General features: G+C 74.0%; 26 protein-coding genes, 1 tRNA gene and 1 pseudogene. 16 read left to right on the forward strand and 12 right to left on the reverse strand.

Annotation, left to right across the window (positions count from 1 at the left end):
• Positions 1-10: 10 nt before the first annotated feature.
• The 4 genes and pseudogenes from ACQP1P_RS27630 to ACQP1P_RS27645 all read right to left on the reverse strand — a co-directional run bounded on the left by ACQP1P_RS27630 (position 11) and on the right by ACQP1P_RS27645 (position 5,805).
• Positions 11-1,567: a chemotaxis protein CheW gene (locus ACQP1P_RS27630; RefSeq protein ID WP_433074574.1), complete on the reverse strand. Its 1,557-nt coding sequence runs from the start codon at positions 1,565-1,567 to the stop codon at positions 11-13.
• A 29-nt stretch (positions 1,568-1,596) separates the two neighbouring features.
• Positions 1,597-3,540 carry a methyl-accepting chemotaxis protein gene (locus ACQP1P_RS27635; RefSeq protein ID WP_433074577.1) on the reverse strand — a complete coding sequence of 648 codons (1,944 nt, stop codon included), beginning with the start codon at positions 3,538-3,540 and terminating at the stop codon, positions 1,597-1,599.
• A gap of 158 nt (positions 3,541-3,698) precedes the next feature.
• Positions 3,699-4,721, reverse strand: a pseudogene (locus ACQP1P_RS27640) (methyl-accepting chemotaxis protein); the annotation flags it as partial.
• Between the two features lie 379 nt (positions 4,722-5,100).
• The gene (locus tag ACQP1P_RS27645) at positions 5,101-5,805 is read right to left on the reverse strand and encodes a TetR/AcrR family transcriptional regulator (RefSeq protein ID WP_433074579.1); all 705 of its coding nucleotides are present in this window, start codon (positions 5,803-5,805) and stop codon (positions 5,101-5,103) included.
• Between the two features lie 53 nt (positions 5,806-5,858).
• Here ACQP1P_RS27645 and ACQP1P_RS27650 point away from each other — a divergent pair, with 53 nt between their 5' ends.
• A complete protein-coding gene (locus ACQP1P_RS27650; RefSeq protein ID WP_433074582.1) occupies positions 5,859-7,235 on the forward strand; it encodes a DHA2 family efflux MFS transporter permease subunit in 1,377 nt (458 codons plus the stop codon).
• Here the strand turns inward: ACQP1P_RS27650 and ACQP1P_RS27655 are convergent, their stop codons facing one another.
• The gene (locus ACQP1P_RS27655) at positions 7,236-8,495 is read right to left on the reverse strand and encodes a serine aminopeptidase domain-containing protein (RefSeq protein ID WP_433074585.1); all 1,260 of its coding nucleotides are present in this window, start codon (positions 8,493-8,495) and stop codon (positions 7,236-7,238) included.
• Between the two features lie 283 nt (positions 8,496-8,778).
• Here ACQP1P_RS27655 and ACQP1P_RS27660 point away from each other — a divergent pair, with 283 nt between their 5' ends.
• The 5 genes from ACQP1P_RS27660 (at position 8,779) to ACQP1P_RS27680 (ending at position 13,180) form a co-directional block, all read left to right on the forward strand.
• Positions 8,779-9,231 (forward strand): GbsR/MarR family transcriptional regulator, encoded by a 453-nt coding sequence (locus tag ACQP1P_RS27660; RefSeq protein ID WP_433074588.1) that lies wholly within the window; start codon positions 8,779-8,781, stop codon positions 9,229-9,231.
• Positions 9,228-10,361, forward strand: a complete 1,134-nt coding sequence (locus tag ACQP1P_RS27665) for an FAD-dependent monooxygenase (protein WP_433074591.1) — start codon at positions 9,228-9,230, stop codon at positions 10,359-10,361. Before ACQP1P_RS27660 ends, ACQP1P_RS27665 begins: the two co-directional genes overlap by 4 nt.
• Positions 10,362-10,594: 233 nt before the next feature.
• Positions 10,595-11,107 (forward strand): MarR family winged helix-turn-helix transcriptional regulator, encoded by a 513-nt coding sequence (locus ACQP1P_RS27670; protein ID WP_433074594.1) that lies wholly within the window; start codon positions 10,595-10,597, stop codon positions 11,105-11,107.
• A 158-nt stretch (positions 11,108-11,265) separates the two neighbouring features.
• Positions 11,266-12,207: an NADP-dependent oxidoreductase gene (locus ACQP1P_RS27675; RefSeq protein ID WP_433074597.1), complete on the forward strand. Its 942-nt coding sequence runs from the start codon at positions 11,266-11,268 to the stop codon at positions 12,205-12,207.
• A 37-nt stretch (positions 12,208-12,244) separates the two neighbouring features.
• Positions 12,245-13,180 carry an NmrA/HSCARG family protein gene (locus ACQP1P_RS27680; protein ID WP_433074600.1) on the forward strand — a complete coding sequence of 312 codons (936 nt, stop codon included), beginning with the start codon at positions 12,245-12,247 and terminating at the stop codon, positions 13,178-13,180.
• A 40-nt stretch (positions 13,181-13,220) separates the two neighbouring features.
• Here ACQP1P_RS27680 and ACQP1P_RS27685 read toward each other — a convergent pair whose 3' ends face one another.
• The 3 genes from ACQP1P_RS27685 to ACQP1P_RS27695 all read right to left on the reverse strand — a co-directional run bounded on the left by ACQP1P_RS27685 (position 13,221) and on the right by ACQP1P_RS27695 (position 14,894).
• Positions 13,221-14,225, reverse strand: coding sequence for a hypothetical protein (locus tag ACQP1P_RS27685; RefSeq protein ID WP_433074602.1), 1,005 nt, complete (start codon positions 14,223-14,225; stop codon positions 13,221-13,223).
• Entirely contained in the window at positions 14,222-14,572 is a 351-nt protein-coding gene (locus ACQP1P_RS27690) for a PadR family transcriptional regulator (protein WP_433074605.1), read from the reverse strand. The genes ACQP1P_RS27685 and ACQP1P_RS27690 overlap by 4 nt, the downstream gene beginning before the upstream one ends.
• A gap of 142 nt (positions 14,573-14,714) precedes the next feature.
• A complete protein-coding gene (locus ACQP1P_RS27695) occupies positions 14,715-14,894 on the reverse strand; it encodes a hypothetical protein (protein ID WP_433074608.1) in 180 nt (59 codons plus the stop codon).
• Positions 14,895-15,245: 351 nt separating this feature from the next.
• On the opposite strand from ACQP1P_RS27695, the gene ACQP1P_RS27700 reads away from it, so the two are divergent.
• Complete coding sequence (locus ACQP1P_RS27700; protein ID WP_433074611.1) at positions 15,246-15,686, forward strand: Lrp/AsnC family transcriptional regulator; 441 nt, start codon at positions 15,246-15,248, stop codon at positions 15,684-15,686.
• Here the strand turns inward: ACQP1P_RS27700 and ACQP1P_RS27705 are convergent.
• Together ACQP1P_RS27705 and ACQP1P_RS27710 are read right to left on the reverse strand one after the other, a co-directional pair.
• Positions 15,652-16,581 carry an RNA polymerase subunit sigma-70 gene (locus ACQP1P_RS27705; RefSeq protein ID WP_433074614.1) on the reverse strand — a complete coding sequence of 310 codons (930 nt, stop codon included), beginning with the start codon at positions 16,579-16,581 and terminating at the stop codon, positions 15,652-15,654. The genes ACQP1P_RS27700 and ACQP1P_RS27705 overlap by 35 nt on opposite strands.
• A complete protein-coding gene (locus tag ACQP1P_RS27710) occupies positions 16,578-17,507 on the reverse strand; it encodes an alpha/beta hydrolase fold domain-containing protein (RefSeq protein ID WP_433074617.1) in 930 nt (309 codons plus the stop codon). Before ACQP1P_RS27710 ends, ACQP1P_RS27705 begins: the two co-directional genes overlap by 4 nt.
• A 59-nt stretch (positions 17,508-17,566) precedes the next feature.
• On the opposite strand from ACQP1P_RS27710, the gene ACQP1P_RS27715 reads away from it, so the two are divergent.
• The 3 genes from ACQP1P_RS27715 to ACQP1P_RS27725 all read left to right on the forward strand — a co-directional run bounded on the left by ACQP1P_RS27715 (position 17,567) and on the right by ACQP1P_RS27725 (position 19,451).
• Positions 17,567-17,640: transfer RNA gene (locus tag ACQP1P_RS27715), tRNA-Cys, on the forward strand.
• A gap of 27 nt (positions 17,641-17,667) precedes the next feature.
• A complete protein-coding gene (locus ACQP1P_RS27720) occupies positions 17,668-18,996 on the forward strand; it encodes an ankyrin repeat domain-containing protein (protein WP_433074620.1) in 1,329 nt (442 codons plus the stop codon).
• Positions 18,993-19,451, forward strand: coding sequence for a hypothetical protein (locus ACQP1P_RS27725; protein WP_433074623.1), 459 nt, complete (start codon positions 18,993-18,995; stop codon positions 19,449-19,451). Before ACQP1P_RS27720 ends, ACQP1P_RS27725 begins: the two co-directional genes overlap by 4 nt.
• 66 nt (positions 19,452-19,517) lie before the next feature.
• Here the strand turns inward: ACQP1P_RS27725 and ACQP1P_RS27730 are convergent, their stop codons facing one another.
• The gene (locus ACQP1P_RS27730; RefSeq protein WP_350621643.1) at positions 19,518-19,721 is read right to left on the reverse strand and encodes a cold-shock protein; all 204 of its coding nucleotides are present in this window, start codon (positions 19,719-19,721) and stop codon (positions 19,518-19,520) included.
• Positions 19,722-19,828: 107 nt separating this feature from the next.
• Between ACQP1P_RS27730 and ACQP1P_RS27735 the strand changes: the two genes are divergently transcribed.
• The 5 genes from ACQP1P_RS27735 (at position 19,829) to ACQP1P_RS27755 (ending at position 23,336) form a co-directional block, all read left to right on the forward strand.
• On the forward strand, positions 19,829-20,041 hold the full coding sequence (locus ACQP1P_RS27735) for a hypothetical protein (protein WP_433074626.1): 213 nt from the start codon (positions 19,829-19,831) through the stop codon (positions 20,039-20,041).
• Between the two features lie 32 nt (positions 20,042-20,073).
• Positions 20,074-20,601, forward strand: coding sequence for a Chromate resistance protein ChrB (locus ACQP1P_RS27740; protein ID WP_433074629.1), 528 nt, complete (start codon positions 20,074-20,076; stop codon positions 20,599-20,601).
• Positions 20,602-20,615: 14 nt separating this feature from the next.
• Positions 20,616-21,050, forward strand: coding sequence for a YkvA family protein (locus ACQP1P_RS27745; protein WP_433074632.1), 435 nt, complete (start codon positions 20,616-20,618; stop codon positions 21,048-21,050).
• Positions 21,051-21,213: 163 nt separating this feature from the next.
• On the forward strand, positions 21,214-21,585 hold the full coding sequence (locus ACQP1P_RS27750; protein WP_433074635.1) for a hypothetical protein: 372 nt from the start codon (positions 21,214-21,216) through the stop codon (positions 21,583-21,585).
• Between the two features lie 5 nt (positions 21,586-21,590).
• Complete coding sequence (locus ACQP1P_RS27755; RefSeq protein ID WP_433074638.1) at positions 21,591-23,336, forward strand: glycoside hydrolase family 15 protein; 1,746 nt, start codon at positions 21,591-21,593, stop codon at positions 23,334-23,336.
• Here the strand turns inward: ACQP1P_RS27755 and ACQP1P_RS27760 are convergent.
• A complete protein-coding gene (locus tag ACQP1P_RS27760) occupies positions 23,296-24,228 on the reverse strand; it encodes an RNA polymerase subunit sigma-70 (protein ID WP_433074641.1) in 933 nt (310 codons plus the stop codon). The two genes, ACQP1P_RS27755 and ACQP1P_RS27760, sit on opposite strands and share 41 nt — an antisense overlap.
• 97 nt (positions 24,229-24,325) lie before the next feature.
• Between ACQP1P_RS27760 and ACQP1P_RS27765 the strand changes: the two genes are divergently transcribed.
• Positions 24,326-24,886 (forward strand): dihydrofolate reductase family protein, encoded by a 561-nt coding sequence (locus tag ACQP1P_RS27765; protein WP_433074643.1) that lies wholly within the window; start codon positions 24,326-24,328, stop codon positions 24,884-24,886.
• Positions 24,887-24,915: the final 29 nt, after the last annotated feature.

Below are 24,915 nucleotides of genomic sequence, written 5' to 3' on the forward strand. Positions count from 1 at the left end.
GGTGCGGGCCTCAGACGGCGGCCAGGTCCCGCTCGGCGACGACATCGCCGAGCGCCGCCCGGTCCTGCGCGCCGAGCAGCTGCTCGACCTGGACGAGCAGCAGCATCCGCTGCTGCTGGTGCAGGTTCGCCACCCGCGAGACGACCTTGGCCTGCTCGTCGGAGAGCTCGGGCGCGGGCTCCAGGGCGGCCCGGCTGACGCGGGCCACCTCCGCGACCGAGTCGACGATGAAGCCCGTGCGCACGCCGCCGAGGATCAGCACGATGATGCGCTGCCGCTCGTCGCGGGGCGCCTTCGGCACGCCGAGCCGGGTGCGCAGGTCCACCACCGGCAGCACCGTGCCGCGCAGGTTCACGAGGCCTTCGACGAAGCTGAAGGTCTTCGGTACGCGGATGAGCGCCTCCGGCACCCGGATGATCTCCTGCACCGCGTCGACGTCGACGGCGTACTCCTCCTCGTCGAGCCGGAAGACGACGAACAGCTCCTCGTCGCCGCGCCCGTCGTCGGCCATCTCCCGCTCCTCGGTCTCCTCCGGCGCCGGCTCGCCGTCGAGCTGCTCCTGCAGCTCCCGGCGGATCTCCGGCGAGTCGAACATCCGCTCGACGCTCAGCACCGACACCAGCCGCTTGCCGCCCTCCAGCCGGCAGACCGACTCGACCTCGGTGGCCCGGCCGCGCGCGGCGACGACCGGCGGCAGCGGCGCGACAAGCTCGTAGGGCACGCGCAGCACCTGCCGCACGGTGTCCATCACGACGCCGACGACGCCGCCGTCCAGCGACACCACGACGATGCGGTTCTGCGGCTGCAGGTCGGCGGCGGGCAGGCCGAAGACCCGGCGCATGCTGACCACCGGCAGCAGCCGCCCGCGCAGGTCCATGACGCCCAGCACGCGCGAGGCCGCGTTGGGCACGTGGCTGACCGCCTCGGGCGCCTGCACGATCTCCTGCACCTGGTCGATCGGCAGCGCGTACTCCTGCCCCTCGACGGCGAAGCTGACGAGCTCGAGGGTGTCGCCGGCGTCGTCGTCCTCGGCGCCGGTCTCGCCGGGCGCCGGTGCCGCGGCGGTCATCGCGTCGGCTCCGCCGCCCGCGCCGACGATCCGGGAGAACTGGGCCCGGATGAGCTCGTCCACGTCGAGGATCGAGGTCATCGTGCCGTCGTCGCCCTTGATGACGCCGACGAGCACCTCGGAGCTGACCGTCGCCTGCACCGACTCGGCCGGCTCGACCGCGTCCGGGTCGACGCTGATCACGCTGGCCACGCGGTCCACGACGAAGCCCAGCGGCACGCCGCTGTCGACGACGACCACGCGGGTCGTCTCGTCGTGCTCGGTCTGTTCCAGCTCGCAGCAGCGCCGCAGGCTGACCACCGGCAGCACCCGGCCGCGCAGGTTGGCCAGCCCCTCCAGGCTGGGCGGGCCGAGCGGCACCTTGACCACGCCGGGCATCCGGATGATCTCCTGCACCCGGCTCATCGGGAACGCGTAGCGCTCCCCGGACATGTCGAAGGTGACATAGTCCGCACTGTCGCCGTCCACGGCCCCGTCGGCCGGGTCCTGTTCACGCATGAGCGTCGTATCGTCCACGGCGCACCGGCTCAGGCGTTCTGCAGCTCGTCGGCGAGCGCGGCGATCTCCTCCACCGCGGCCGCGAGCTCTTCGGCGCCCTGGGCCTGTTCCCGGGCGGCGGTGGAGGCCTGCGTCGCCAGCTGCTCGGCCTGGTTGGCGGCCGAGGCGATCTGGTCGAGCCCGGTCTTGACCTCGCCGAGCGCCGTGGAGATCTGCTCGGCCGAGTCGCGCACCTCGGCGTTGCCGGCCCGCACCTCGTGCATGTCCCGCTCGATCTCCACGAGCCGGGCGGTGGTGGCCCGGGCCGCCTCCACCTCGGCCAGCGCCTGCCGGCTGGTTTCGTCCAGATCGGCTCGTACCTCCACGATGCGGTCCTGCACCGCCTTCACGAGATCCTTGATCCGGTCGGCGTTCTCGGCCGAGTCGCGGGCCAGGTTGCGGATGTCGGTGGACACGACCGCGAAGCCCTTGCCGAACTCCCCGGCCCGCGCCGACTCGACCGAGCCGTTCACCGCGAGCATGTTGGTCTGGATCGAGACGTTCGCGATCGCGTCGACGATCTTGTCGATGCGCCGGGAGATCTGCTCGAGCTCGCCGACCTTGCGCACGTTCTCCATCCCGCTGCGGGCCGCCTGCTCGATCGCCTCGATCATCGAGTCGACCGACACCTTGTTGTCGGTCAGCTGGGTGAGCATGGTCTCGGCCCGCTCCACCGCGGCGGCCCCCCGCGTCGCCGACAGCTGGGCGCCCAGCTCGATCTGGGTGATCGCCTCGGCGGTCAGCGCCCCCTTCTCGGCGGCGGTCCGGGCACCCGTGTTGATCTCGTTGATCGCGGTGCTGATCTGCCCGGCGGCGCGGTTGATCTCCTCGACCGCGGCGGAGAGCTCCTCGGCGGCGGAGGCGACCTCCTCGGCGCTCTTGCTGATGTCGGTGCTGGTTCGCAGCCCCTCGGCGACCTCGGCGAGCAACTCGGCCGCCTGCTCGCTCTGCTGGAGCGCCTGGCTCTGCTGGCCCACCGTCTGCAGCGACTCCTCGCAGGCCGCCGACTGCTGCTCGGCCGCGGCGGCGATCTCCTCCGAGCGGGTCTTGGCGTCGAGCGTGGCGCGCTGGGCCTGCACGGCCGCGGCGGCCATCTCCGTCGCCCCGGTCATGATCGAGACCATGCCGTCGCGGATGGCCTCGAGCTGCCGCGTGATCTCGTTGCCCTTCTCCACCTCGGCCCGGGCCGTCTCGGCGGACTGCTGCACGCCCGAGGCGATGCTGGTGACGCTCGTGCGGACCTCGTCGATGAGGTCGCGGATCTGCCGCGCGCTGCGCTCGCTGGTCTCGGCGAGGGTGCGGACCTCGTCGGCGACGACCGCGAAGCCCTTGCCGTGCTGGCGCGCCCGGGCGGCCTCGATCGCCGCGTTGAGGGCCAGCAGGTTGGTCTGATCGGCGATGTGGGCGACGGTCTTGACGATCTCGCCGATCTCGTCGGCCTGCTTTTCCAACTCGGTGATGGTCACCACCGAGGCCGTCTGCCGCGACGAGGCACGGTCCACGTTGCTGAGCAGGCCGTTGATCCCCATCCGGGTCTCGACCAGCAGGTTCTGCAGCGCCTGGCTGAGGTCGGCGACGCGCCGGGTGACGGTCTGCTGCTGGCCGACGCGCTCCTCGACCTGCGTCATGACGGCCAGGCTCTCCTGGGTCGCGCCCGAGGCCTCCTCGGCTCCCGCGGAGATCTGCTGCATGGCGTCGCTCAGCTGGCGCGAGGCCTCGGACGCCTCGGCGTTCTGGGCCGAGATCTCGGCGGTGGCCGAGGCAATGCGCTCGGCCGCCTGTTGTTGCTTGGCCACGGAACGCGCCTGACGGCGGCTGGCCTCGTTGTCGGCGGGGCGCTGCCCGCCTCGAGTGCTCTCGCCACCCTTCATGACGTTCGGGCGGCGGGTGACGTCGGTAGCGCGACCGTTCGGCGCGCTGGTGGTCAACGGCATGGTCCGTCCTCGATCCCCCACGGCGTCCGACAGGACGCCGACAACGCGTGATTCGGGCCGCATCACCGGTGATCGGGCGGCTCCGTGATCAGCTTCGCACGCTGAGTGATCATGCTCGTGCGTTTATCGGCAAACATGGTTGCCCGCGCGCTCGTCGCTCAGAACAGTTCGACCGCCGGGCTCGCGCCCGGGCCGGCCGCGGGGGCGGGGACGGCCGCCGGGCGCTTCGCCTCCGGCGCGGACGGGGGCGGGGCGAAGCTGGCGCGGCCGATCCGGGTGACCGGCACGGCCTCGTAGGCGGCGGTGAGCTCGCTGAGCCGGGCCGCGATAGCGGCCAGCGCGGCGACCGAGTCGGCGACCTGGCGGGTGCCGTCCGTGGAGCGGCTCGCCGCCCGGGCCAGATCGTTGATGGTGGCGGTGAGCGCGGCCGTCGTCTCGCCGGTGCTGTCGACCCGGCGGGTCATCTCGGCCGTGGAGTGGCGCTGGTCGTCGACCGCGGCGGTGATGTCCGTCTGGTGCGCCGTGATCTGGTCGATGACCCGGGTGATCGACCCCAGCGCCACGGCCGCCGCCTCCGCGTCGGACCGGATCGCCGCCACCTGCGCGTCGATGTTCCCTGTGGCCTCGGCGGTCTGCTGGGCCAGGCCCTTGACCTCGTCGGCGACGACCGCGAAGCCCTTGCCGGCCGCCCCGGCCCGGGCCGCCTCGATCGTGGCGTTCAGGGCCAGCAGGTTCGTCTGGGCCGCGACGCCGTTGATGAACGCCACGACGCCGCTGATCTCCGCGCTGGAGGTGCCGAGCCGGGTCACGCTCGCCTGGGTCTCGGCGGCCGTCGTCACACCCTCCTGGGCCACGCGGCCGGCGTTGGTCGCCCGGGTGGCGATGGCGTCGATGCTGGCGCGCACCGCGTCGGCGCCGGCGAGCAGGTCGCGCATGTTGGTCGTGACGTCGTCGATGGACCCCGACAGCAGGACCGCCTGCTGGGCCGTCTCGGCGGTGTGCCGGGTGACGGTCGAGGCGTTGGCGGCCAGCTCGTCGGCGGCGTCGCGCAGGTTGTGGGCCTGCTGCGCGATGCCCGTCAGCAGGTGCCGCATCCCCTCGGTCGCCTGGTTGACGGTGCCGGCGATCCAGCCCATCTCGTCGGCGCGCATCACCGGCAGCTCCAGGTCGAGGCGGCCGTGGGCCAGGGCGTCCAGCGCCGCCATGGCGCGCCGCATCCGCCGGGCCAGCCGGCGGGCCGCGTACACCGCCTCGGCGAACAGCAGCACCAGCACCAGCCCGAGGACCCACGCCAGGTGCCGGAACCCCGCGGTGTGCAGCCGGGCCGCCGCGCCGGGGTCGAACGCGAGCCACACCAGCGCGATGCCGACCGGCACCACCACCGCGGCGACGGTGCGCGCCGTGAGCTCGAAGACGATCGTGCGGTACCAGCGCCGCTCGGGCCGACCGGCCGCGGCGTACTCGGATCGTGCATCAGGTGACACATCGGCCAATCGGCGACCCCGGCGCCCGCTTGAGCCAACGCCGCCGGCCCGGTTGCCGGCGGGGCGTGCGCGATCCTCAGCCGGGGAGGTTGTCCAGCATCAGGGCGAGCGCGAAGTCGAAGCGCTCGTGGCCGGTGCCCGCGGTCAGCTCCTCCGCGTGGCGCCGGATCCGCGGGAAGGCGTCGGCGGGCAGCTCGGTGAGCCGGCGCGCGAGCTCGTCGCGGCCCAGGACCCACTCGTCGCCACTGCGCCGGCGGCGCTGGGCGACCATGGACTTCTCGAGGGCGTAGGCGCTCACGTAGAGGGACAGGGCGTCGATGGCCCAGGCCGCCGTGCGGGGCGCGACGCCGCCGGCGAGCAGGATGGCCAGCATGCCCTCGTTGACCCGGAGCGTCTCGAGGTTGGTGGGGACCATCGCGAGCGCGGCGCGCGAGATGCCGGGGTAGCGCAGGTACTGGTCGCGGATCTGGGCGCACACGTCGGCGATCTGCTCGCGCCAGGTCGCCGGGTCGGGCTCGGGCAGGACGATCTCGGAGCAGAGCCGGCCGATGATCAGCTCGTCGATGTCGGCCTTGTTCACGACGTGGGCGTACAGCGAGGCGGGCCCGGTCCCGAGCACCGCCGAGATGCTCCGCACGGTCAGCGCGTCGTAGCCGTCGTGCGCGACGACGTGCAGCGCCGCGTCGACGATCCGGTCCACCGTGATGGGCGCCTTGCGCGGGGCCGACGGGGCGGGCGTGCCGTGCCGCGCGGCCCGGCGCTCCTTCGGTTCCTGGGACATGCGGCTCACATTACCTTGACACGAACTTAGTTCGATACTGTAGAACTTAGTTCGTGACAGTCGAACTAAGTTCGTTGCGGCACGCCTGGCTCGTGCTCGCCGTGGTCTTCATCGCCGACGTGATGGACGTCGTGGACTCGACCATCGCCAACCTCGCCGGCCCGTCGATCCGCGCCGACCTGGGCGGGAGCGACACGACGCTGCAGTGGGTGCTCAGCGCGTACACCACCGCCTTCGCGATCGGCCTCATCACCTCCGGGCGCCTGGGCGACCTCGTCGGGCGCCGCCGCCTGTTCCTGCTCGGCCTGGCCGGGTTCACCCTCGCCTCGCTCGCGTGCGGCCTGGCCCCCGGCGTCGGGTTCCTCGTCGCCGCCCGCGTCGTGCAGGGCCTCTGCGGATCGGTCATGATCCCGCAGGGATTCGCGCTGGTGAAGGTCGTCTTCCCGCCGGACCGGCTGCGCCAGGCGCTGATCCCGTTCGGCCCGGTGATGGGCCTGGCCACGGTGGCCGGCCCGATCCTGGCGGGCTGGCTGCTGCACCTGGACCTCTTCGGCGGCCAGTGGCGCTCGATCTTCCTGATCAACGTCCCGCTCGGCGCCGCGGCGTTGCTGATGGCCTGGTTCCTGCTGCCGTACCACGCCGGAGAGGACCCCGCCGCCCGCCTCGATCTCCCCGGCGTGGCCCTGCTCACGGCGGCGTCCGCGCTGCTCATCGTCCCGCTCGTGCAGGGCCGCGAGCTCGGCTGGCCGGCCTGGACCTACGCCATGCTGGCCGGCTCGGCCGTGGCGCTGGCCCTGTTCGTCGTCTCCGAACGGCGCAGCGCGCACCCGGTGATCACCCCGTCGCTGTTCGGCAAGCGCGGCTTCGTCGTGGGCCTGCTCATCGTGGCCGGCTTCTTCGCGGCCCTGAGCGGCTTCCAGCTCGCGTTCAACCTGCTGCTGCAGCTCGGCCTGCACTGGACCCCGCTGCACACCGGCCTCACCCTGATCCCGTGGGCCCTCGGCAGCGCCACCGCCGTCGCGCTCGCCGGCGCCGTCCTGGTCCGCCGCCTCGGCCGCACCACCCTGCACCTCGGCCTCGGCACCGCCGTGGCCGGCCTGCTCGCGCTCTGGTGGATCGTCGCCCACCCCGGCGCCGCCCCGACGTCGTGGTCCTTCGCGCCGGCGCTGCTCGTCATCGGCTTCGGCACCGGCCTGGTCTTCGTCCCGCTGTTCGACTTCGTCCTCGGCGACGCCACCGCGCAGGAGGTCGGCACCGGCTCCGGCCTGCTCAACGCGGTCCAGCAGTTCTCCGGCGCGCTCGGCGTCGCGGCCCTCGGCACCGTGTTCTTCGCGGCGGCCGCCCACGGCGCGGAGCTCGTGATCGGCCTCGCCGCCGCGCTGTTCCTGATCACCCTGCCGCTGGTCGGCCTCCTGCCGAAGCGCGCCTGATCAGGCGCCCGGCCCGCCGAGCACCCAGGCGGCGATGTCGGCCACGACGGCGGGGTCGAGGTGCTGGACCGGCTCGTACTCGGCCGGGGCCGACGGGCCCTCGCCCGGGAAGAAGAAGTGGTTGTCGGCGTCGTAGACGTGCACGGTGACGTCGGCCCGCCCGGCCAGGGCGGCCTGCCAGCGGGCGAGGTCGTCGGCCACGGTGACCTGGTAGTCGCGGGCGCCCTGCAGGATCAGGATCGGCCGGTCGACACCGGCCGCGGCCGCGGCCGGGTCGTAGGCGCGCAGGTCGAGCCAGTACGCCGCGGGGACGCCGAACGGCAGGTCCTCGGTGGGCGTCTCCGCCGACAGGTCCGGGCCGTCCACCGCCTGCGCCTGGCGGGTCACGGACTCGATGATCTGCTCGTACGACGCGCTCGTCGCCGGGTTCAGCGACGCCAGGTGGCGGAACTGGCGGACCGCGGACCAGTGCAGCGGCTGCGCCCCGCCGGCGAGCAGCACGAGCCCGGCCACGGCCGGCTCCGCCGCGGCGATCCGCGGGGCGACCGTGCCGCCGAGGCTGTGGCCGAGCACGAAGACGCGGCCGGCGTCGATCGCGGGATGCTGCCGGAGCAGCCCGACGGCGGCCAGGGCATGCGGCTTGTACTCGTCGTCGACGGTGAAGTCCGCGAGCGCCCTGACGCTCGCGCCGTGGGCGTGGGTGACCTTGTCGAAGCGCAGGGTCGCGACGCCCCGCGTGGCCAGGCCCCACGCCAGGTCCTTGAAGGGCTTGTTGCGCCCGATGGTCTCGTCGCGGTCGTTGGGGCCGGAGCCGGCGAGCATGACGACCGCGGGGTGCGGGCCGGGGCCGGTCGGCAGCGTCAGTGCGCCGGGCACGGCCAGCGGACCGGAGCCGACGGTCACGTCGTGCTCGGCGAGCGCGTCCGGGTCGGCGTAGGCGGGCGGCTGCCAGGGCCGCGTCGGCTGGGCGGCCTCGGCCGCGGCGATCTGCAGGCCGGTCAGCCAGCCGGATTCGGTGACTGAGAGCAGTACCGTCGCCGCACCGTGGGCGAACAGGACGGGCAGCTTGACCAGGGCCGGCTCGGTGAGCGGCTCGCCGGCGCCGGTCAGCGGGCCGTGGCGGTCGAGCTCGGCCTCCCAGGCGGCGCGCAGGGAGTCCTCGGTCACCATCGGGCGCAGGTTCGGGGCGAAGAGGTCGCGGATCTCGGCGTAGCGGCCGGCCTGGAGCAGTTCCAGCAGCCGCTCGGCAATCGACGTCATGATGGGCCCAGGCTCCGTGGGAACTACGCGGGAGGTCGCCGGTTGCGGCCGGAACGAGCCCATCGTACGGCGTGGCGGGCACCGGCAACGACTCCTCGACGCCGGGTCCGGGGCACGCGCCGGACCGGCGGCGCGGCGCGCTGCGGATCGCGTCGCCGCCGTGCCGCTCACCCGCCCACGCCGGAAGCGGGCGCCGGCGGTGCGCGCCCGCAGCTCCTCCGGGCCGTCGCGCCCCGCGGCATGACGCCGGAGATGCTATGTGTTTCAGCTTATACTGAAATTCGTGAACGACGACGACCGGGCGCTCGCCTGGGTGGATCAGATCGCGATGCACCTCGCACGCGACGGGGTGTCGCCGATCGCCGGCCGGGTGCTCGGGTGGCTCATGATCTGCGACCCGCCGGAGCAGTCGGCCGCGCAGATCAGCGAGGCCATCGGGGCCAGCCGCGCCTCGCTCACCATGAACCTGCGGCTGCTCACCGGCATGGGCTTCCTCAGCCGGCGCACCCGGCCCGGCGACCGGACCATGTTCTACCGCATGGCCGACGACGCCTGGCAGACCGTCGTGCGCCGCCAGGTCGCCGGGATCGCGGCCTTCCTCGACATCACGCGCCAGGGCCTGGACCTCGTCGGCCCCGACGGCGAGCGCGCGGGCCGGATCCGGCAGGCCCACGCCACCTTCGACTGGATGGCCCACGTGTTCGGCAACGCCCCACCCCTCGAGGAGAAGCCATGAGTACCGGACACGCGGTGGTCATCGGAGCCGGCATCGGCGGGCTCGCCGCCGCCGTCGCACTGCACCGCATCGGCTGGTCCGCCACGGTGCTGGAGCGCGCGGGCGAGCTCGGCGAGATCGGGGCCGGCATGTCCCAGGCGCCGAACGCGCTGGCCGCCCTGGACGAGCTCGGCGTCGGCGAACGGGCCCGCGAGGCCGCGGTGCCGTCCCGGGCGACCGGCAACCTGCGCACCGCCGACGGCCGCTTCCTGCAACGCGCGCGGGCCGGTGACACGCCCGCGCTGCTCGCGTTCCACCGGGCCGACCTGCACCGGGTGCTGCTCGACGCGGTGCCGCCGGGCTGGGTGCGCACCGGCGCCGAGGTCACCGGCGTGCGGGCGGACGGGACGGTGACGTTCACCGGCGGGGAACTGCGGGCCGACCTGGTCGTCGCGGCGGACGGCATCGGCAGCGCGACCAGGCGCCTGTTGTGGCCGGACGCGCCCGCACCCCGGTTCCTCGGGCGCACCGCGTGGCTGGGCGTGGCGCCCGTGGCCGATCAGCCGGGCAGCGTGACCCTCGGCCCGGGTGGGTACTTCCTGATCCACCCGCTCTCGCGCGGGCGCGCCTACTGGGCGTACGTGACCACCTGCGACGAGCCGGGCATCCGCTTCGAGGACGAGCACGCCGAGGCGGCCCGGCGGGTGCGGGCGTGGCACGACCCGATCCCGGCGCTCATCGCGGCGACGCCACCGGACGCCGTCATCCACATCGACATCCGCGAGCTGGCCCCCCTGCCGTCCTTCGTCAACGGCCGCGTGGCCCTGCTCGGCGACGCCGCGCACGCGATGAGCCCCGACCGCGGCCAGGGCGCCGGGCAGAGCCTCGAGGACGCCGTCGTGCTCGCCGCGGCGCTCGCCGAGGAGCCGACCGTCGAGTCCGCCCTGCGCCGTTACGACACCGAGCGCCGGCCCCGCAGCCAGGCGATCGCCCGCAGCGCGGCGGTCGACGGCCGGGTCAACACCACGCGCCGCTTCCACCGCCCGCTCACGGCGATGATCCGGCTGACCCCCGCCCGGCTGTGGAGCAGGAGCATCGCCCCCGACGCCAACGACGCCTGGCGCTGGCGGCCGCCCCGCCTGGCGCGGTGAGCGGGCTTGCGTGCCGACGCCGGCATGCTCGTGCGCGGCGCCGACCCGGGCGTGCCGCTCGCCCGCCACGACATCGACCTGACGGACCCGTCGGCGAAGCGGCTGAACTCTCGCATCTCGGCCCTGCTGCGCCTGGCCACGGCGGGACGGGGTTCGGCGAATCCCAGTCGGGGGTGGCCGTGGTCGCCTGAGCGCTGCGGATGCGCGGGGTGGCCGGCAAGTAGGATCACGGGGTGAGTGACCCGACGCCGGCACCCGGCCTGAACTCGGAGCAGCTCGGTGCGTACTTCGCGCTCATGGAGGTCAGCAGCCTGCTGCAGTACGCGGTGGACGAGCACCTGCGCGCCGACGGTGATCTCAGCTACGTGCAGTTCCAGATCCTGGCCCGCCTGGTGGACGCGCCCGAGGGCAAGCTGCGGATGACGGACCTGGCCGACGGTGTCGTGTACAGCCGCAGCGGCCTCACCTACCAGGCCGGGCTGCTGGACAAGCGCGGCCTGATCACCCGGGCGCCGTCGCCGGACGACGAGCGCAGCGTCATCGCGACCGTCACCGACGCCGGCCGGGACCTGATCGCCCGCGTGCTGCCGGGGCATGTCGAGCGGGTCCACCAACTGCTGTTCGAGCCGATGACCGGCGACGACCTGCCCGCGCTCAGCTCCGTGCTGGGCCGCGTCCGCGAGCACATGCGCGCGACCCCGCCCCGGTCCGCCAAGCCGCGGGCCGGCCGCAGCCGCACCGACTGAGCGGCAACGGATGATCCTCACCTTGGCGGCCGTCGACGACCCGTGACGGCTGTCGGCCGGCTCACATCCGCAACCAGTTGCTTCGAATACGAAGCGTGTTATGGTCGGAGAGTGCTTCGAATACGAAGCACAGGAGTCCGGAAAAAGCGAGGCTTGCGATGAAGGCAGTGCGGTTCCACGAATACGGCGACCCGGGCGTCCTGCGGTACGAGGACGCCGAGCGCCCCGAGCCCGGCGCCGGACAGGTGCTGATCCGGGTCGCCGCGACCTCGTTCAACGGGGTCGACGGCAACATCCGCGGCGGTTTCATGCAGGGGCCGATCCCGGTGACGCTGCCGCACACGCCGGGCATCGACGTGTCGGGCACGGTCGCCGCGCTGGGCGAGGGCGTCGACACCGTCCAGGTCGGTGACCGGGTCGTCGGGTTCCTGCCGATGACGGCCGACGGCGCGGCCGCCGAGTACGTCGTGGCCCCGGCCGGGATCCTCGCGCCGGCGCCGACGAGCGTTGCGCTCACCGACGCCGCGGCGCTGCCGGCCGTGGGCCTGACCGCGTGGCAGGCGCTGTTCGACCACGCGAAGCTGACCGCGGGCCAGCGCGTGCTGATCAACGGCGCGGGCGGGGCCGTCGGGGGCTACGCCGTGCAACTGGCCAAGAACGCCGGCGCCTACGTCATCGCCATCGCCGGCCCGGGCAGCGTCGACCGGGTCACGGCGGCCGGCGCCGACGAGGTCATCGACTACACCACGACCCCCGCGCCGGCCGTGACACCCGCGGTCGACGTGGCACTCAACCTGGCCCCGGTCGAGCCGGCGCGGCTGGCCGCGCTGCTCAACCTGATCCGCGCGGGCGGCGTGCTGGTCAACACCACGGTGTGGATGCCCGCGCCCACCGACGAGCAGCGCGGCGTGCGCGGCATCGACCTGTTCGTCCGCAGCGACGCCGTCCAGCTCTCGCGGCTGGTCGCGCTGGTCGACGCCGGCGAGCTGCGCATCGACGTCGCCCAGCGGGTCCCGCTGGCCGAGCTGGCGGCCGTGCACACCCAGGCCGCCACGAACGCGCTGCCCGGCAAGACCGTCATCGTCGCCCCCACCGCCTGAACCCCACCACCTGCATCACACGACAGGAGCATCCGACATGTCCCACGACAAGGTGATCACCGTGCTCGGCGCGACCGGCACCCAGGGCGGCGCGGTCGCGCGGGCGCTGCTGGCCGACGGCGAATTCGCCGTCCGGGCCGTGACCCGCGGCGCCGCGTCGGCCAAGGCCCGGACGCTGGCCGGCCTCGGCGCCGAGGTGGTCGAGGCGACCCTCACCGACGAGAGCAGCCTGCGCCGGGCATTCGACGGAGCCTACGGCGCGTTCATGGTCACGCCGTTCTGGGAGCACCGCTCCCCCGCCCGGGAACTCGCCGAGGTGGAGAACCTCATCAGCGCCGCCCAGGCCACCGACCTGCGGCACGTCCTGTGGTCGACGCTCGAGGACACGCGGGAGGCGATCCCGGCCGACGACAACCGGATCCCGTACCTCGGCGACGGCTATCGGGTCCCGCACTTCGACGTGAAGGGCGCAGCCGCCGACGCCCGGTTCGCCGAGTCCGGCCTTCCCACCACGTATCTGCTGATGTCCTTCTACTGGGACAACCTGCTCACGCCACCGCAGCGCGACCCCGACGGCACGCTGGCCCTGCACCTGCCGCTCGGCAACACCCCGATCGCGGGCGTCGCCTCGGACGACATCGGCCGCGTGGCCCGGCGGGTGCTGCGGCAGCCGTCGGAGACGATCGGCGCCACGGTACCGGTGGTCGGCGAGCACCTGACCGGCGAGCAGATGGCCGCGGCGCTGAGCGCGGTCCTCGGCGAGCCGGTGGCCTACCGCCCGCCCACCCATGACCAGTTCCGCAGCTTCGGCTTCCCGGGGGCGGACGAGCTGGGCAACATGTTCCAGTACTACACCGAGTTCCCCGAGTCCTACCTGGGCCGCCGCGACCTCGAGACGGCGCGCGCGTTCAACCCGGACCGGCTCAGCCTGACCGACTTCCTGGCCGCGCACCGCGCGGAACTCACGGCCTGACGGCCTCCCACCGCGCACCGCCCGGCTCGGACGTCGTGGACTACGCGGAGTTCGAGGGGGCGCCGCAGGTCGGGCAATAAGCCTCCGCGGCGGGCCGCGACCGGCCACCGGCCGAGCGCCGACCCGCTGCGGCGACGGCCAGGGTCAGCAGCGCCGGCCCCACCACGGCGACGAGCAGCGCGGCGGCGGCCATGGCCGACCAGACCGGGACGATGGGCCGGCCTGGGCCGGAGTTGTGCAGCATCGCACCGAGCGGGTTCAGTGCGAGCATGCCGATCGGCGTGAGCAGGATCAGCAGCGCCCAGACACCGCGGTGGTCGTGCCGGGCGGCCAGGCCGAGCGCGAGCAGCGTCACGACGACCAGCAGCGCCACCCCGGCGGCCGGGAAGGTGAATGCGGCGGTGATGTAGTAACCGTCGTAGCGCGGCCCGGCGGCCACGGCGACCGGCACGGCCACCGCCCCGGCGGCGAGCGGCGTCAGCCGAACCCACCAGCGGTGCCGGCCGGCGGCACCGAGCGCGACGATCCCGAGGAAGAACTGCGGCACCAGGACGCTCAGCGGTGGGCGGACCAGTCCGGTCAGCATCGCGACCGGCACGACCCCCGCGGTGACCAGCAGGGCGAGGACCGCCACGCGGCGGAACCACCGGCCGGGAGCGACGGCGTGCACGACGGCGGCCAGCAACCAGACCACCCACGCCGCCACGCCCAGGAGCAGGACAGGGCCGGTGGGCACATACCGGGGCACCGCGGGTGCCAGCGCCAGGAGCATCGCCCACCAGCTCGCGAGCGCGGTGGTGATCGCCAGTGCGAGCAGGCCGGCGAGCCGGAACCCGGCCCCGAGGCCGGGTGCGGCCCGCAGGCGCTGGCGCAGCCCACCGGCCGCGAGGTCCGCAACGTCGGCCGGCGAGGGTCTCCTGCGGTCGGGCGCGGCCAGGGACAGGTAGGTGTCCATCAGCTCCGAGCCACGCGTGCGCCGATAGTCGGCCGGATAGAACAGCGCCATCCAGCGCGCATAGCGCCGCTCGAGATCGGTCAGGCTCATGCGAATCCTCGGCTCGGGCGGGGCGCGGCCTTGGCGGCGCGCAGCCGGGTGGTCGCCGCCTTGACGTTGCGGCGCATGCGTTCGGTCTCGGCGGCCAGCAGCTCGCCGCCCGGCTCGGTGAGCCGGTAGTAACGGCGCAGCCGGCCGTCGACGATCTCCTCGCGGTCGACGCCGACCAGGCCCGCGTCGACCAGCCGGTCCAGCGCGCCGTACAGCGTGCCGGGCCGCAGCGAGATCCGGCCCTCGGACAACTGGGCCACCTCGGCGATCAGGCCGTAACCGTGCATCGGCTCGCCGGCGAGGGCGGTGAGGATCAGGAACGTGGGTTCACGCAGTGGGGTTTCCACGCCGGCCAATATATCGGCTGCGAAGGTATGGCGAAACATCCCGCGCGGCCACACGGGCATCCCGCTCCCCCACCGCCCCAGCCTTGCATGGGCGAATCGCCGCGTCGCACTGAACCACACCGGAGACGGTCCGGTGCCGTGTTCATCCAGCTCGGGTCTGGCCCGGAAGGGGCAGCGTCTCGGCACGTCCGCTGACCGAACGGGTACTCACGAAGTCGAACGCGAAGGTGCCCGCCTCGATGCGGTCGACGAACTCGCCGACATCATCGGCTTGCCGGACGGCGTCGCCCCATCCGCTGCTGGTGATGTCGACCAGCAGCACCGGTGGGCCGCCACAGGGTGATCGTGTCGGAGGCGTCGATGGGTCCACTCCCTGCAACCATGGTTAGCGGCGGGTCGTGGCGAACCACGCCGGCTGCTTGCTGATGCTGTCGGCCCTGGACGTTACGCGACCGTCAGCAGGATTCACCACGTCGCAGCAATCGCACAGCTGTCGGCGGTCACGCCGACACGAGCAAGCTCCGGGACACGGCTCAACGCAACATCGGCGCCGACGACACCGAGATGCGCGCGGACGAAACGCTGCTCGCCGCGGCCGTCGCGGCGCGCGAACGAATCGCCGCGACAGGCTGCCCGGGGACCGGGTTCAGGCGCCCGTGTAGCGGCCCGGGCGGTGGTGCAGGGCGATCACGAGGTTGAGCACCACGGCATCGCCCGCAATACGCTGCACGCGCGCCTGCAGCGGATGCGGGCGGGCGGCGCCCTGCGCGACTTCAGCCGGCGCGTCGACCCGGCGGCGCTCGGCCGCGGCCTGACCGCGTTCGTGTCCGTCTCGCTCAGCCAGCCCCAGGGCCGCCGCGCCATCGACGCCCTGCTCGACCTGCCCGAGGCCATCGAGGCCCACGCCACCACCGGCGACGCCGACCTGCTGCTGAAGATCGTGGCGCGCGACACCCAGGACCTGCACCGGATCGTGGACGCGCTGTTCGCCGTGCCCGACATCGTGCACACGAGCACCGTCATCTCGCTCAACGAGGAGATGCCGCTGCGCATGCGGGCCCTGCTGGAGCGGCACGCGGTCACCGGATCAGATCCGGGAAGCCGAACACGGTGATCCGGCGGATGCCGGTCCCGGTGACGGTCAGCACCGCGGCCCCGAACGGCTCGCCGCGGTACCACACATGCGCCCCCGGCTGCCCGTTCATCCAAACCGGCGCCATGCGCCACTCCCCGGGCGCGCCCATGACCAGCCGCAGGTAGGGCACGCAGGTCGCCTTGCCCGCGAACCAGGTCCGCGACGGCACGAGCTCCAGCGACGCGTCCGTGCGCAGCGCCCGCTCCAGGATCGTCACGTCGCTGCGTTCGAAGGCGGCGATGTACTGCTCCAGCAGCGCCCGCGCCGCCGGGTCGCCCGGCTCGGCGAGGTCGTCGTCCGGTGCGGGCGCGACCTCGTCGAGCCGGGCCCGGGCCCGCTGCAGCAGGCTCTTCACCCCGGCGACGGACGAGCCGAGCATCTCTGCGACCTCGGCCGCCGGGAACCCGAGCACCTCGCGCAGGATGAGCACGGCCCGCTGCCGCGGCGGCAGGTACTGCAGCCCGGCGATGAGCGCGAGCCGCAGGCTGTCCCGGTTCGCGGCGACCTCGGCCGGGTCCGCCGACTCGGGCGTGACGAGCGCGTCGGCGATCGGGCGCAGCCACGGCACCTCGAGGTCGGCCCCGCCGGGCGGCGCGTGCGGGTCGTCCGCGGGCGCCCCGAGGCCGGACGGCAGCGGGCGGCGGCCACGGTGCTCCAGGGCGCTCAGGCACACGTTGGTGGCGATGCGGTACAGCCACACGCGCATCGACGCCCGCTCCTCGAAGCGCGGGTACGCCCGCCAGGCTCGCAGCATCGTCTCCTGCACGAGATCCTCGGCCTCGTCCGGCGAGCCGACGATCCGATAACAGTGTGCGAGCAGTTCGCGGCGCAGCGGCTCGGCCCGCGCCGCGAACTGCTGCCGGTCGTCCGTCACGGTGCCAGCTTCTCCCGCAGCCACGCGGCCGCGCGAGCGATCGCCGCATCCGCCGCCGCGGCGTGCCCGGCCCCCATCTGGAACGTGTGCTGCTCGCCGGGCGTCACGTCGAGCACGGCCTCGACCCCGTGCCGGTGGGCCGCCCGCTGCAGTCGTACGGCGTCGTCGAGCAGCATCTCGCCGCCCCCGGCCTGCACGTACATCGGCGGCAGCCCGGTCAGGTCCGCGAAGAGCGGGCTGACGAGCGGGTCGGCGGGATCGACCCCCTCGGGCAGCAGCATCGCCACGAGCCCGTCGATCGACATCGGGTACGGGTCGCCGAAGAGCAGGTCCGTGGCCCGGTTCGTGACGACGGAGGCGCCGCTCTGGGTCAGGTCCGTCCACGGGGAGATCGGCACGAGCGCGGCGGCGAGCGGCAGCCCTTCGGCCCGGGCCCGCAGCATGAGCGAGACCGTCAGCCCGCCCCCGGCCGAGTCCCCGGTGACCGCGAGGTGCTCCGGCCGGGTCCGCTCCAGCAGCGCCCGGTAGACGGCGGTGACCTCGTCGAGCTGGGTGGGGTACTGCCGCTCCGGCGTGTGCGAGTAGGACGCCAGCACGGCCCGGACGCCGGCCGCCTTGGCCAGGTGGGCGTAGAGCTTGCGGTGCGTGTACACGGAGCCGCCGACGTATCCGCCGCCGTGCAGGCACAGCAGCACCCGCTCGGCGCTGTCCTTCGGCACCGCCCAGAGCACGGGCACGCCGCCGAGCTCGCACTCGCGGTAGTCGACGCCGCCGGGCTCGGCCGTCACGTCGCCCCAGTGCGAGTCGACGACCCGGCGCTGCTCGACGGTCAACGGCGGGTCGGCCTTGGCGAGGGCGTTGCTGCGGCGGTAGAAGGCGTTGAGCGAGGAGATTTCGAGCGCTTCGGGCGCGGCGATGCTGTCCATGCCGGTACTGACCGGCGGGGCCGCGAAAGGAATCGGTCTGCCGTAAAATCCGGCCCGGCGGAGCCGTAGCGCAGAGGTCGTCGCGCTGTGACAGCACATCAGGAGGACGCCGGTTCGAATCCGGTCGGCTTCGCCGCATCGAGCCGCATGGGGGGTGGCTGTGGACGACTCGCGCCGCGTCCGGCAGTACACGGTGCCCAGGTGGATGATCGACGAGTGCACGGCGGCGCGGGAGCGCGGCGACTGGCGGGCCGGCTGCGCGGCGGGGCGGGTCACGGTCGGGTTCGCCGACGCCGGGCCGGTCGCCGACCTGCTCGCCGGGTTCGCGCCCGATCTGGTGCGCCGGCACCTGCCGCGGTCGCAGGCCGGGTCGGGGGCGCTGGCCGGCGGCGGGCGGTACGTCCTCGCGCCCGACGGGCCGGTCACCCCCGACACGATGGTGCTCGAGCTGCGGACCTCGCCGTGGACGACGGGCTCGCAGCGGCTCACCCTGGACGCGGTGCGGGCCGGGGCGCTGGGCGAGGGGCGGGTCGTGCCCCTGCCGCCGTATCTGTGGGACGCCCGCCGGGCCGACGAGCTGCGGGCCGTCTCGGCCGCGGCGGACGACGGCGCCTGGACGCCGCAGGCGTGGGCCGCGGCCGGCTGGGCGCTGGACGGGGTGGAGGAGTCGTCCTGGTCGCGGGCCGGGCTGGGCCTGCTGCCGCGCGTCGACCCGGGGCTCGCGGCGCGGGAGCTGCGGCGCGTCGCCGAGCAGTTCGGGCACCGGTCCTGGCCGCTGTGGCGCGACCTGGGCGGCCGCGACGCCGCGACCCCGCAGTGGCACCTGCGGCTCGAGCTGGCCGGCGGCGGCCCCCGGGTCGCCTGGGGCCGGCAAGGTGCGGGCCCGACGGGGCTCTGCCTGTATGCGCCGCTGTTGCGCCCGCCGGTCGACGACCTCGTCCCGCTCGCGTCCGTGGTGCCCGACGGGTTCGCGGAGGAGGAGCACGTCCGGGTCCGCTGCGGGGCGGACTGGCACCGGATCGGCGTGCGGGGCGGGCGGCTGGACCTGCTCGATCACACCGGCGACGAGCGGCGGCGGGAGCAGGCGCTGCGGGCCTTCGGCGGCGAGATGAGCGGCTGCTTCCGGGTCGAGTCCGCCTGGTTCGGCGGTGGGGCGGGGTTGCCGCGGCGGCTGCGGGAGTACCGGCGCGACCTGTGGCGGCGCATGGAGCACGGCGGCAGCCGGGTGGTGCTGGCGCTGCTCGACGCCGGCCTGGACCCGCACCTGCGCGACGAGCACGGCCGGACCCTGCTGCACCGGATTCACCAGTTCGAGCACGCCGAGCTGCTCCCGCGCCTGCTCGCCGAGGGCCTCGACGTCAACGCCGTGAACCGGGGCGGCTACACCCCGATGTGCGAGGTCCTGGCCCACGAGGCCCCGTACGACCTGGTGCTGGCCCTCAACGAGGCCGGCGCGATACCCCGGCTCGCACACGGAGGGGGCTCATGATCACCGACCCGGTGCTGGTGCGCATCGGCGAGGCCGTGGCGCTGCACCACGGCCAGGGGCAGCGCGACGCCGCCCGCCGGATGTTCGCGCGGATCTGGGCCGAGATCGGCGGCGAGCAGGGCGACGCGCTGCACGTCAGCGTGCTCGCGCACTCGATGGCGGACGTGCAGGACGACGTCCGCGAGGAGCTGCTCTGGGATCGGCGGGCCCTGGCGGCGGCCGACCGGCTCACCGACGACCGGGCGGCCCGGGCGGGCGTGGCCCTGTCCGTGGCCGGGCTGTATCCGTCGCTGCATCTCAACCTGGCCGACTGCTACCGCCGGCTGGGGGATCTCGACCAGGCCCGCTCGCACCTGCGGCAGGCGCGGGACACGATCGGCGCGCTCGGCGACGACGACTACGGGCGTTTGATCAGGGGCGGCCTGGAGCGACTGGAGCAGCAGCTGGCGCCCTGAGACGGCCGGAGCGCCGCGCGACGGCGCGGCGCTCCGGTGGTGCCCAAGCTCGTTGCGAGGATCGCGTCAGAGACCGCGGACGTTCTCCGCCTGGGGGCCCTTCTGGCCCTGGGTCACCTCGTACTCCACCTTCTGGCCTTCCGTCAGCTCACGGTAACCAGTGCTGGCGATGGCGGAGTAGTGGACGAACACGTCCGCACCGCCGTCGTCCTGCTGGATGAAGCCGAAGCCCTTTTCGGAGTTGAACCACTTGACAGTACCGCTAGCCACACTTTCCTCCTGTTTGCGGCGGCCGGTCCCCTGCCCATCGTCGGCAGTGAGCAACCGGTGCCCACGCGACATCATACCCGCTCCCACTGCGATCCCGCGCACCGCAGGTGCCCCCGGTCGAGGTCGGGCCCCGGCAGCTGCCGGCGCAGTGGCGCCGCGGGAAGCCGCCCCGGCCGGAGCTGTACCGCTTCCAGCAGGACATTGACTGGCCCGGGGCGTCCGGCGGCGTCGCCGTGCAGTGGATCGGTCGGCCGACCCCGAACGTGAAGGTCGACATGCCCGGACCGCTCGGCCGCGGCGCCGCCGGAGCGCTGGCGTAACGATCGTTGCTCGCAGATGCTACGTTCGTTGCATGGAGGAGCCGTTCCTGCTGATCTCGGTCTCCACCGCCGGCGGACCGGCCGGGCTGCGGGTCACCGTGTGGCGGACCCTGCGCGCGCTCGGCGGTCTCTACCTGCAGCAGTCGGTGTGCCTGCTGCCGGCCCGCGACGAGGTCGCCCGGCCCGTCCACCGGCTGCTGGCCCAGGTGCGGGCGAAGGGCGGCACCGGTCAGGCCATCACCATCACCGTCCCGGACCCGCGGGAGCGCGCCGAGCTCGTCGCACGCTTCAACGCCGAGCGCGAGGCCGAATACGCCGAGGTCCTCGAGCGGACCCCGGCCCTGCTGGAGGAGATCGCGACCGAGACCGCCCGGGGCCGCGTGACCTACGCGGAGGTCGAGGAGTCCGAGGCCGACCTGGACCGGTTCCGGTCTTGGATGGCCAAGATCGTGGCGCGCGACTACTTCGGCGCCTCCGGTCACGCGGCCGCGCAGGCCGGGATCGAGCGCTGCGCGGCCGCGCTGGCCGAGTTCGAGGCGGCCGCCGTGGCCGCCTCGTGAACGGGGATGGCGGGATGCCGTGGTGGCTGCGGGCCCTGGCCGGCCTGGCGATCGCCCTCGTGGTCGTCTGGCTCGCGCTGGTCGTCGTGCTGCTCGTGGCCAAGCCCGACAAGGTGCGCCTGCGGGAGGCGCTGCGCCTGCTGCCCGACCTGCTGCGGCTGCTGCGACGCCTGGCCGCCGACCCGGACCTGCCGCGCGGCGTGCGCGTCCGGCTCGGGCTGCTGCTGGTGTACCTCGCCGTCCCGGTCGACCTGATACCGGACTTCATCCCGGTGCTCGGCTACGCCGACGACGCCATCATCGTCGTCGCCGTGCTGCGCTCGACCGTCCGCCGGGCCGGCCTCGAGGCGGTGCGCGCCCACTGGTCCGGCACCGACGACGGCTTCGCCGCGGTGTGCCGCCTCGCGGGCCTGCGCGACACCCCCGGGCGGCCGTCCGACGGCGGCTAGGGCCGCGCAGCACGTCCGCGGCCGCGCTCTGCTCCTCCACGGCGGCGGCGATCGCGTGCCGGTGCTCGCGAAGCCGCTCGCTGACCGCGCGGTCCCCACGAGCGGCATGGTTACACGTGCGCGATGCGGGCATGAGACCTCCGGAGCCTGAAGGGAGCGCACGATGCGCCGGGACAGTGAACGGGATGCGGCGATCACGGTCATCCCGCTCCGGAACGCCACGGGGTGGCGGCTCGTCCACCGCACGCCGACGGGCGCCGACGTCCTGGCGAGCAGCCCCGGCAACGGCACGGAGCACAGCACCGGGACGAGCACCGAGACCATGCGACGAGGGCTACGGCGGCTGGGCGACGGCGACGGTACCCTCGCCATGACCGAAACCGTCGACCACCACTGGCAGTGGACGCTCGCGGACATCGGCGACGCGCCGATCGCCTCCTCCCCGCCGATCTACCGTGACCCGGGCAGCTGCCGCCGCGCCTACCTCGACGCGCGCCGGGCCGCCCACGCCGCGGCCGACCAGGCCGGCCGCTGACGCCGATGCCGTCGGCCATCGAGGACTACGCGCTGATCGGCGACCTGCACACCGCCGCACTGGTCGGGCGGGACGGTTCCATCGACTGGTTGTGCCTGCCCCGGTTCGACGCGCCCGCGTGCTTCGCCGCGCTGCTCGGCGACGAACGGCACGGGCGGTGGCGCATCGCCCCGGCCGCACACGGTGCCGCGACCCGGCGCTCCTACGCGGGCGGCAGCCTGGTGCTGCACACCGAGTGGGACACCGCCGAGGGTGCGGTCCGGATCATCGACTGCATGCCGCCGCGGGGTGAGGCGGCCGACGTGGTCCGCATCGTCGAGGGGGTCCGGGGCCAGGTCCGCATGCACACCGAACTCGTGCTGCGGTTCGACTACGGCCACGTGACCCCGTGGCTGCGCAGCTGCGAATCGGGCATGCGGGCGATCGCGGGGCCGGACGCGGCCTGGCTGTCGGCGGGCGTGCCGCAGCACTCCAGCGACGGTACCGTCTCGGCCGACTTCGTCGTCAGCGCCGGGCAGCGGATCCCGTTCGTGCTCACGTATCAGCGATCGCATCTGCCGGTGCCCGCGCCGGTCGACCCCGAGCAGGCGCTGCGCGACACGCACGCCTTCTGGTCCGACTGGATCGGCTGCGGCATGCACGACGGGCCGTGGGCCGAGCCCGTGCGCCGCTCGCTGATCCTGCTCAAGGCCCTCACCTACGCGCCGACGGGCGGGATCGTCGCCGCCGCGACCACCTCGCTGCCCGAGGAGCCCGGCGGGGGCCGCAACTGGGACTACCGGTACTGCTGGCTGCGCGACGCCACCTTCACGCTCCGGGCGCTGCTCGGCACCGGCCACGTCGCCGAGGCCAAGGCCTGGCGCGAATGGCTGCTCCGGGCGATCGCCGGCGACCCGGCGGACCTGCAGATCATGTACGGCCTCGACGGCACCCGCCGGGTCCCGGAGTCCACTGTGGACTGGCTGCCGGGCTACCGCGGCAGCTCCCCGGTCCGCATCGGCAACGCGGCCGCGAGCCAGCGGCAGCTCGACGTGTGGGGCGAGGTGCTCGACGGCCTGCACCTCGCCCGCGAGTCCGGGATCATCGCGACGGACCAGGCCTGGGACCGCCAGCGGGACCTCCTGGAGCACCTCGAGGGCCACTGGCGGGAGCCGGACAGCAGCCTGTGGGAGGTCCGGGGCGAGGAGCAACAGTACGTGCACTCGAAGGTGATGGCCTGGGCCGGCTTCGACCGCGCGATCCGCACCGTGGAGCGCCTCGGGCTGCCGGGCCCGGTGGACGCGTGGCGGCGCACCCGGGCCGCGATCCACGCGGAGGTGTGCGAGCGCGGCTTCGACTCCGAGCGCAACACGTTCACCCAGTGCTACGGCTCGGCCCGGATGGACGCCGCCCTGCTGCTCATCCCGCGGGTCGGGTTCCTGCCCTACGACGACCCCCGGGTGATCGGCACCATCGACGCCATCCAGCGCGAGCTGTGCCGCGACGGACTGCTGATGCGCTACCGCGACGGCCGCGAGGGCGCCTTCGTCGCCTGCTCCTTCTGGCTCGTCGAGGCGCTCAACGGCATCGGGCGCGACAAGGAGGCCCACGAGCTGTTCGAGCGGCTGCTGGCGCTGCGCAACGACGTGGGGATGCTGGCCGAGGAGTGCGACCCGGCCACCGGCCGGCACCTCGGCAACACGCCGCAGGCGTTCAGCCTCGTCGGTCTCGTCAACGCGGCACGGTGTCTGTCGGGAGCCCGAACAGGCTGAAGACCGCCGGGTCGGCGAAGGTGACGTTGTGCCGGATCAGGCCGTCGCGCACGGCGAACACCTGCACCGAGTGGGCCCGGACGCCGCCGGTGGCCGGATCGGGGGCGTAGGTGGCGAGCGCCGGGCCCCCGTTGGCCGCCACGACGCGCAGCCGCCAGCCGGGCCCGCGCATCGCGAAGACGCGCTCCATGAACGCGCCGTAGTGGGCGCGTCCCAGCAGCCACAGCGGCACCGGGGGCATCTCCAGGATCACGTCGTCGGCGAGCAGCCGGGTCAGGCCCGGCACGTCGGCCGCCTCGAACGCCGCCAGGTACCGCTCGATCACGGCCCGCTCCCCCGGTTCGGCCGGGTCGCGGAGGTCCTCGAGCGCCGGCGCGGCGGCGTGCAGCGCGGCCCGGGCCCGCTGCAGGCAGCTGTTCACGGCGGCGACGGTGGTGCCGAGCGCCTCGGCGACCTCGGCGGCCGGCAGCTCGAGCACCTCGCGCAGCAGCAGGATCGCGCGCTGGCGGGCGGGCAGCAGCTGCAGCGCCGCGACGAAGGCGAGCCGGAGCCCGCTTCGCCGCTCGGCGGCCGCGGCGGGATCGTCCGGGAACGGCTGGAGCCACGCGATGTCGAGATCGGGCCTCAGCGGTACCAGCGGATCGTCCCCGGCCGGCCCGAGCCCGCTCGGCAGCGGTCGCCGGGCCCGCCCCTCGAGCGCGGTGAGGCAGGCGTTCGTGGCGATGCGGTGCAGCCAGGTGCGCGGCGACGAGCGCGCCGGGTCGTAGCGGTCCGCCGCCCGCCAGGCCCGCAGCAGCGTCTCCTGCACCAGGTCCTCGGCCTCGTGGTAGGAGCCGAGCATCCGGTAGCAGTGCGCCAGCAGGTCACCGCGGAACGTCTCGAAATCCTCCACACGCCGCAGCGTACTGAGCGATGAGTCCGGCCGCGGCCACCGGTATGTGTTCGTGAGGGCGGCCGGACGGGTCGCCACCGGGGCAAGGGAGTTCACGATGGGTGACGTCATCGTCGTACAGTTCGTCACGCTCGACGGCGTGGTGTCCGACCCCGACGGGCGGGGCGGGACCGGCTACGGCGGGTGGGCGTTCCGCTTCGGCCCGGGGCCGGTGACCGACGACAAGTTCCGGCTGGGCGAGCTGATGCGGACGGGCGTGCAGCTGTACGGCCGCAAGACCTGGGAGGCGTTCGCACGGCTGTGGCCGGGGCGCGACAGCGACTACGCCAAGCTCATGAACGCCGTGCCGAAGCGGGTCGCCACGCGGGGCGCCATCGACGCGGCGGCCTGGGCGAACTCGGAGGCGGTCGACGGCGACCCGGTCGCGTGGGCGCGCCGCGAACGCGAGCGGCGCGACATCGTCGTGATCGGCAGCCTGAGTGTCGTGCACGCGCTCGCGGCGGCCGGCCTCGTCGACGAGTACCGGCTCATCACCTTCCCGGTGGTGACCGGCGAGGGTGACCGGCTCTTCGCGGACGGTATGCCCGCGGACTTCCGGTTCACCCTCGCCGAGCCCGTCGGCGCGGCCGTGCTCACCGTCCTGCGCCGCAATCTTTAAGGGAACCTTACAATTTCGTAGACATCTAT

It is taken from the genome of Dactylosporangium sp. CA-052675, from assembly GCF_050947935.1.
Taxonomy (GTDB): Bacteria; Actinomycetota; Actinomycetes; order Mycobacteriales; family Micromonosporaceae; genus Dactylosporangium.

Bases quoted from the DNA above. Each gene is read 5' to 3' on its own strand.
- ACQP1P_RS27630 (WP_433074574.1), bottom strand. From the start codon at position 1,567: ATGCGTGAACAGGACCCGGCCGACGGGGCCGTGGACGGCGACAGTGCG.
- ACQP1P_RS27635 (WP_433074577.1), bottom strand. From the start codon at position 3,540: ATGCCGTTGACCACCAGCGCGCCGAACGGTCGCGCTACCGACGTCACC.
- ACQP1P_RS27645 (WP_433074579.1), bottom strand. From the start codon at position 5,805: ATGTCCCAGGAACCGAAGGAGCGCCGGGCCGCGCGGCACGGCACGCCC.
- ACQP1P_RS27655 (WP_433074585.1), bottom strand. From the start codon at position 8,495: ATGACGTCGATTGCCGAGCGGCTGCTGGAACTGCTCCAGGCCGGCCGC.
- ACQP1P_RS27665 (WP_433074591.1), top strand. From the start codon at position 9,228: ATGAGTACCGGACACGCGGTGGTCATCGGAGCCGGCATCGGCGGGCTC.
- ACQP1P_RS27675 (WP_433074597.1), top strand. From the start codon at position 11,266: ATGAAGGCAGTGCGGTTCCACGAATACGGCGACCCGGGCGTCCTGCGG.
- ACQP1P_RS27680 (WP_433074600.1), top strand. From the start codon at position 12,245: ATGTCCCACGACAAGGTGATCACCGTGCTCGGCGCGACCGGCACCCAG.
- ACQP1P_RS27685 (WP_433074602.1), bottom strand. From the start codon at position 14,225: ATGAGCCTGACCGATCTCGAGCGGCGCTATGCGCGCTGGATGGCGCTG.
- ACQP1P_RS27710 (WP_433074617.1), bottom strand. From the start codon at position 17,507: ATGGACAGCATCGCCGCGCCCGAAGCGCTCGAAATCTCCTCGCTCAAC.
- ACQP1P_RS27725 (WP_433074623.1), top strand. From the start codon at position 18,993: ATGATCACCGACCCGGTGCTGGTGCGCATCGGCGAGGCCGTGGCGCTG.
- ACQP1P_RS27740 (WP_433074629.1), top strand. From the start codon at position 20,074: ATGGAGGAGCCGTTCCTGCTGATCTCGGTCTCCACCGCCGGCGGACCG.
- ACQP1P_RS27745 (WP_433074632.1), top strand. From the start codon at position 20,616: ATGCCGTGGTGGCTGCGGGCCCTGGCCGGCCTGGCGATCGCCCTCGTG.
- ACQP1P_RS27750 (WP_433074635.1), top strand. From the start codon at position 21,214: ATGCGCCGGGACAGTGAACGGGATGCGGCGATCACGGTCATCCCGCTC.
- ACQP1P_RS27755 (WP_433074638.1), top strand. From the start codon at position 21,591: ATGCCGTCGGCCATCGAGGACTACGCGCTGATCGGCGACCTGCACACC.
- ACQP1P_RS27765 (WP_433074643.1), top strand. From the start codon at position 24,326: ATGGGTGACGTCATCGTCGTACAGTTCGTCACGCTCGACGGCGTGGTG.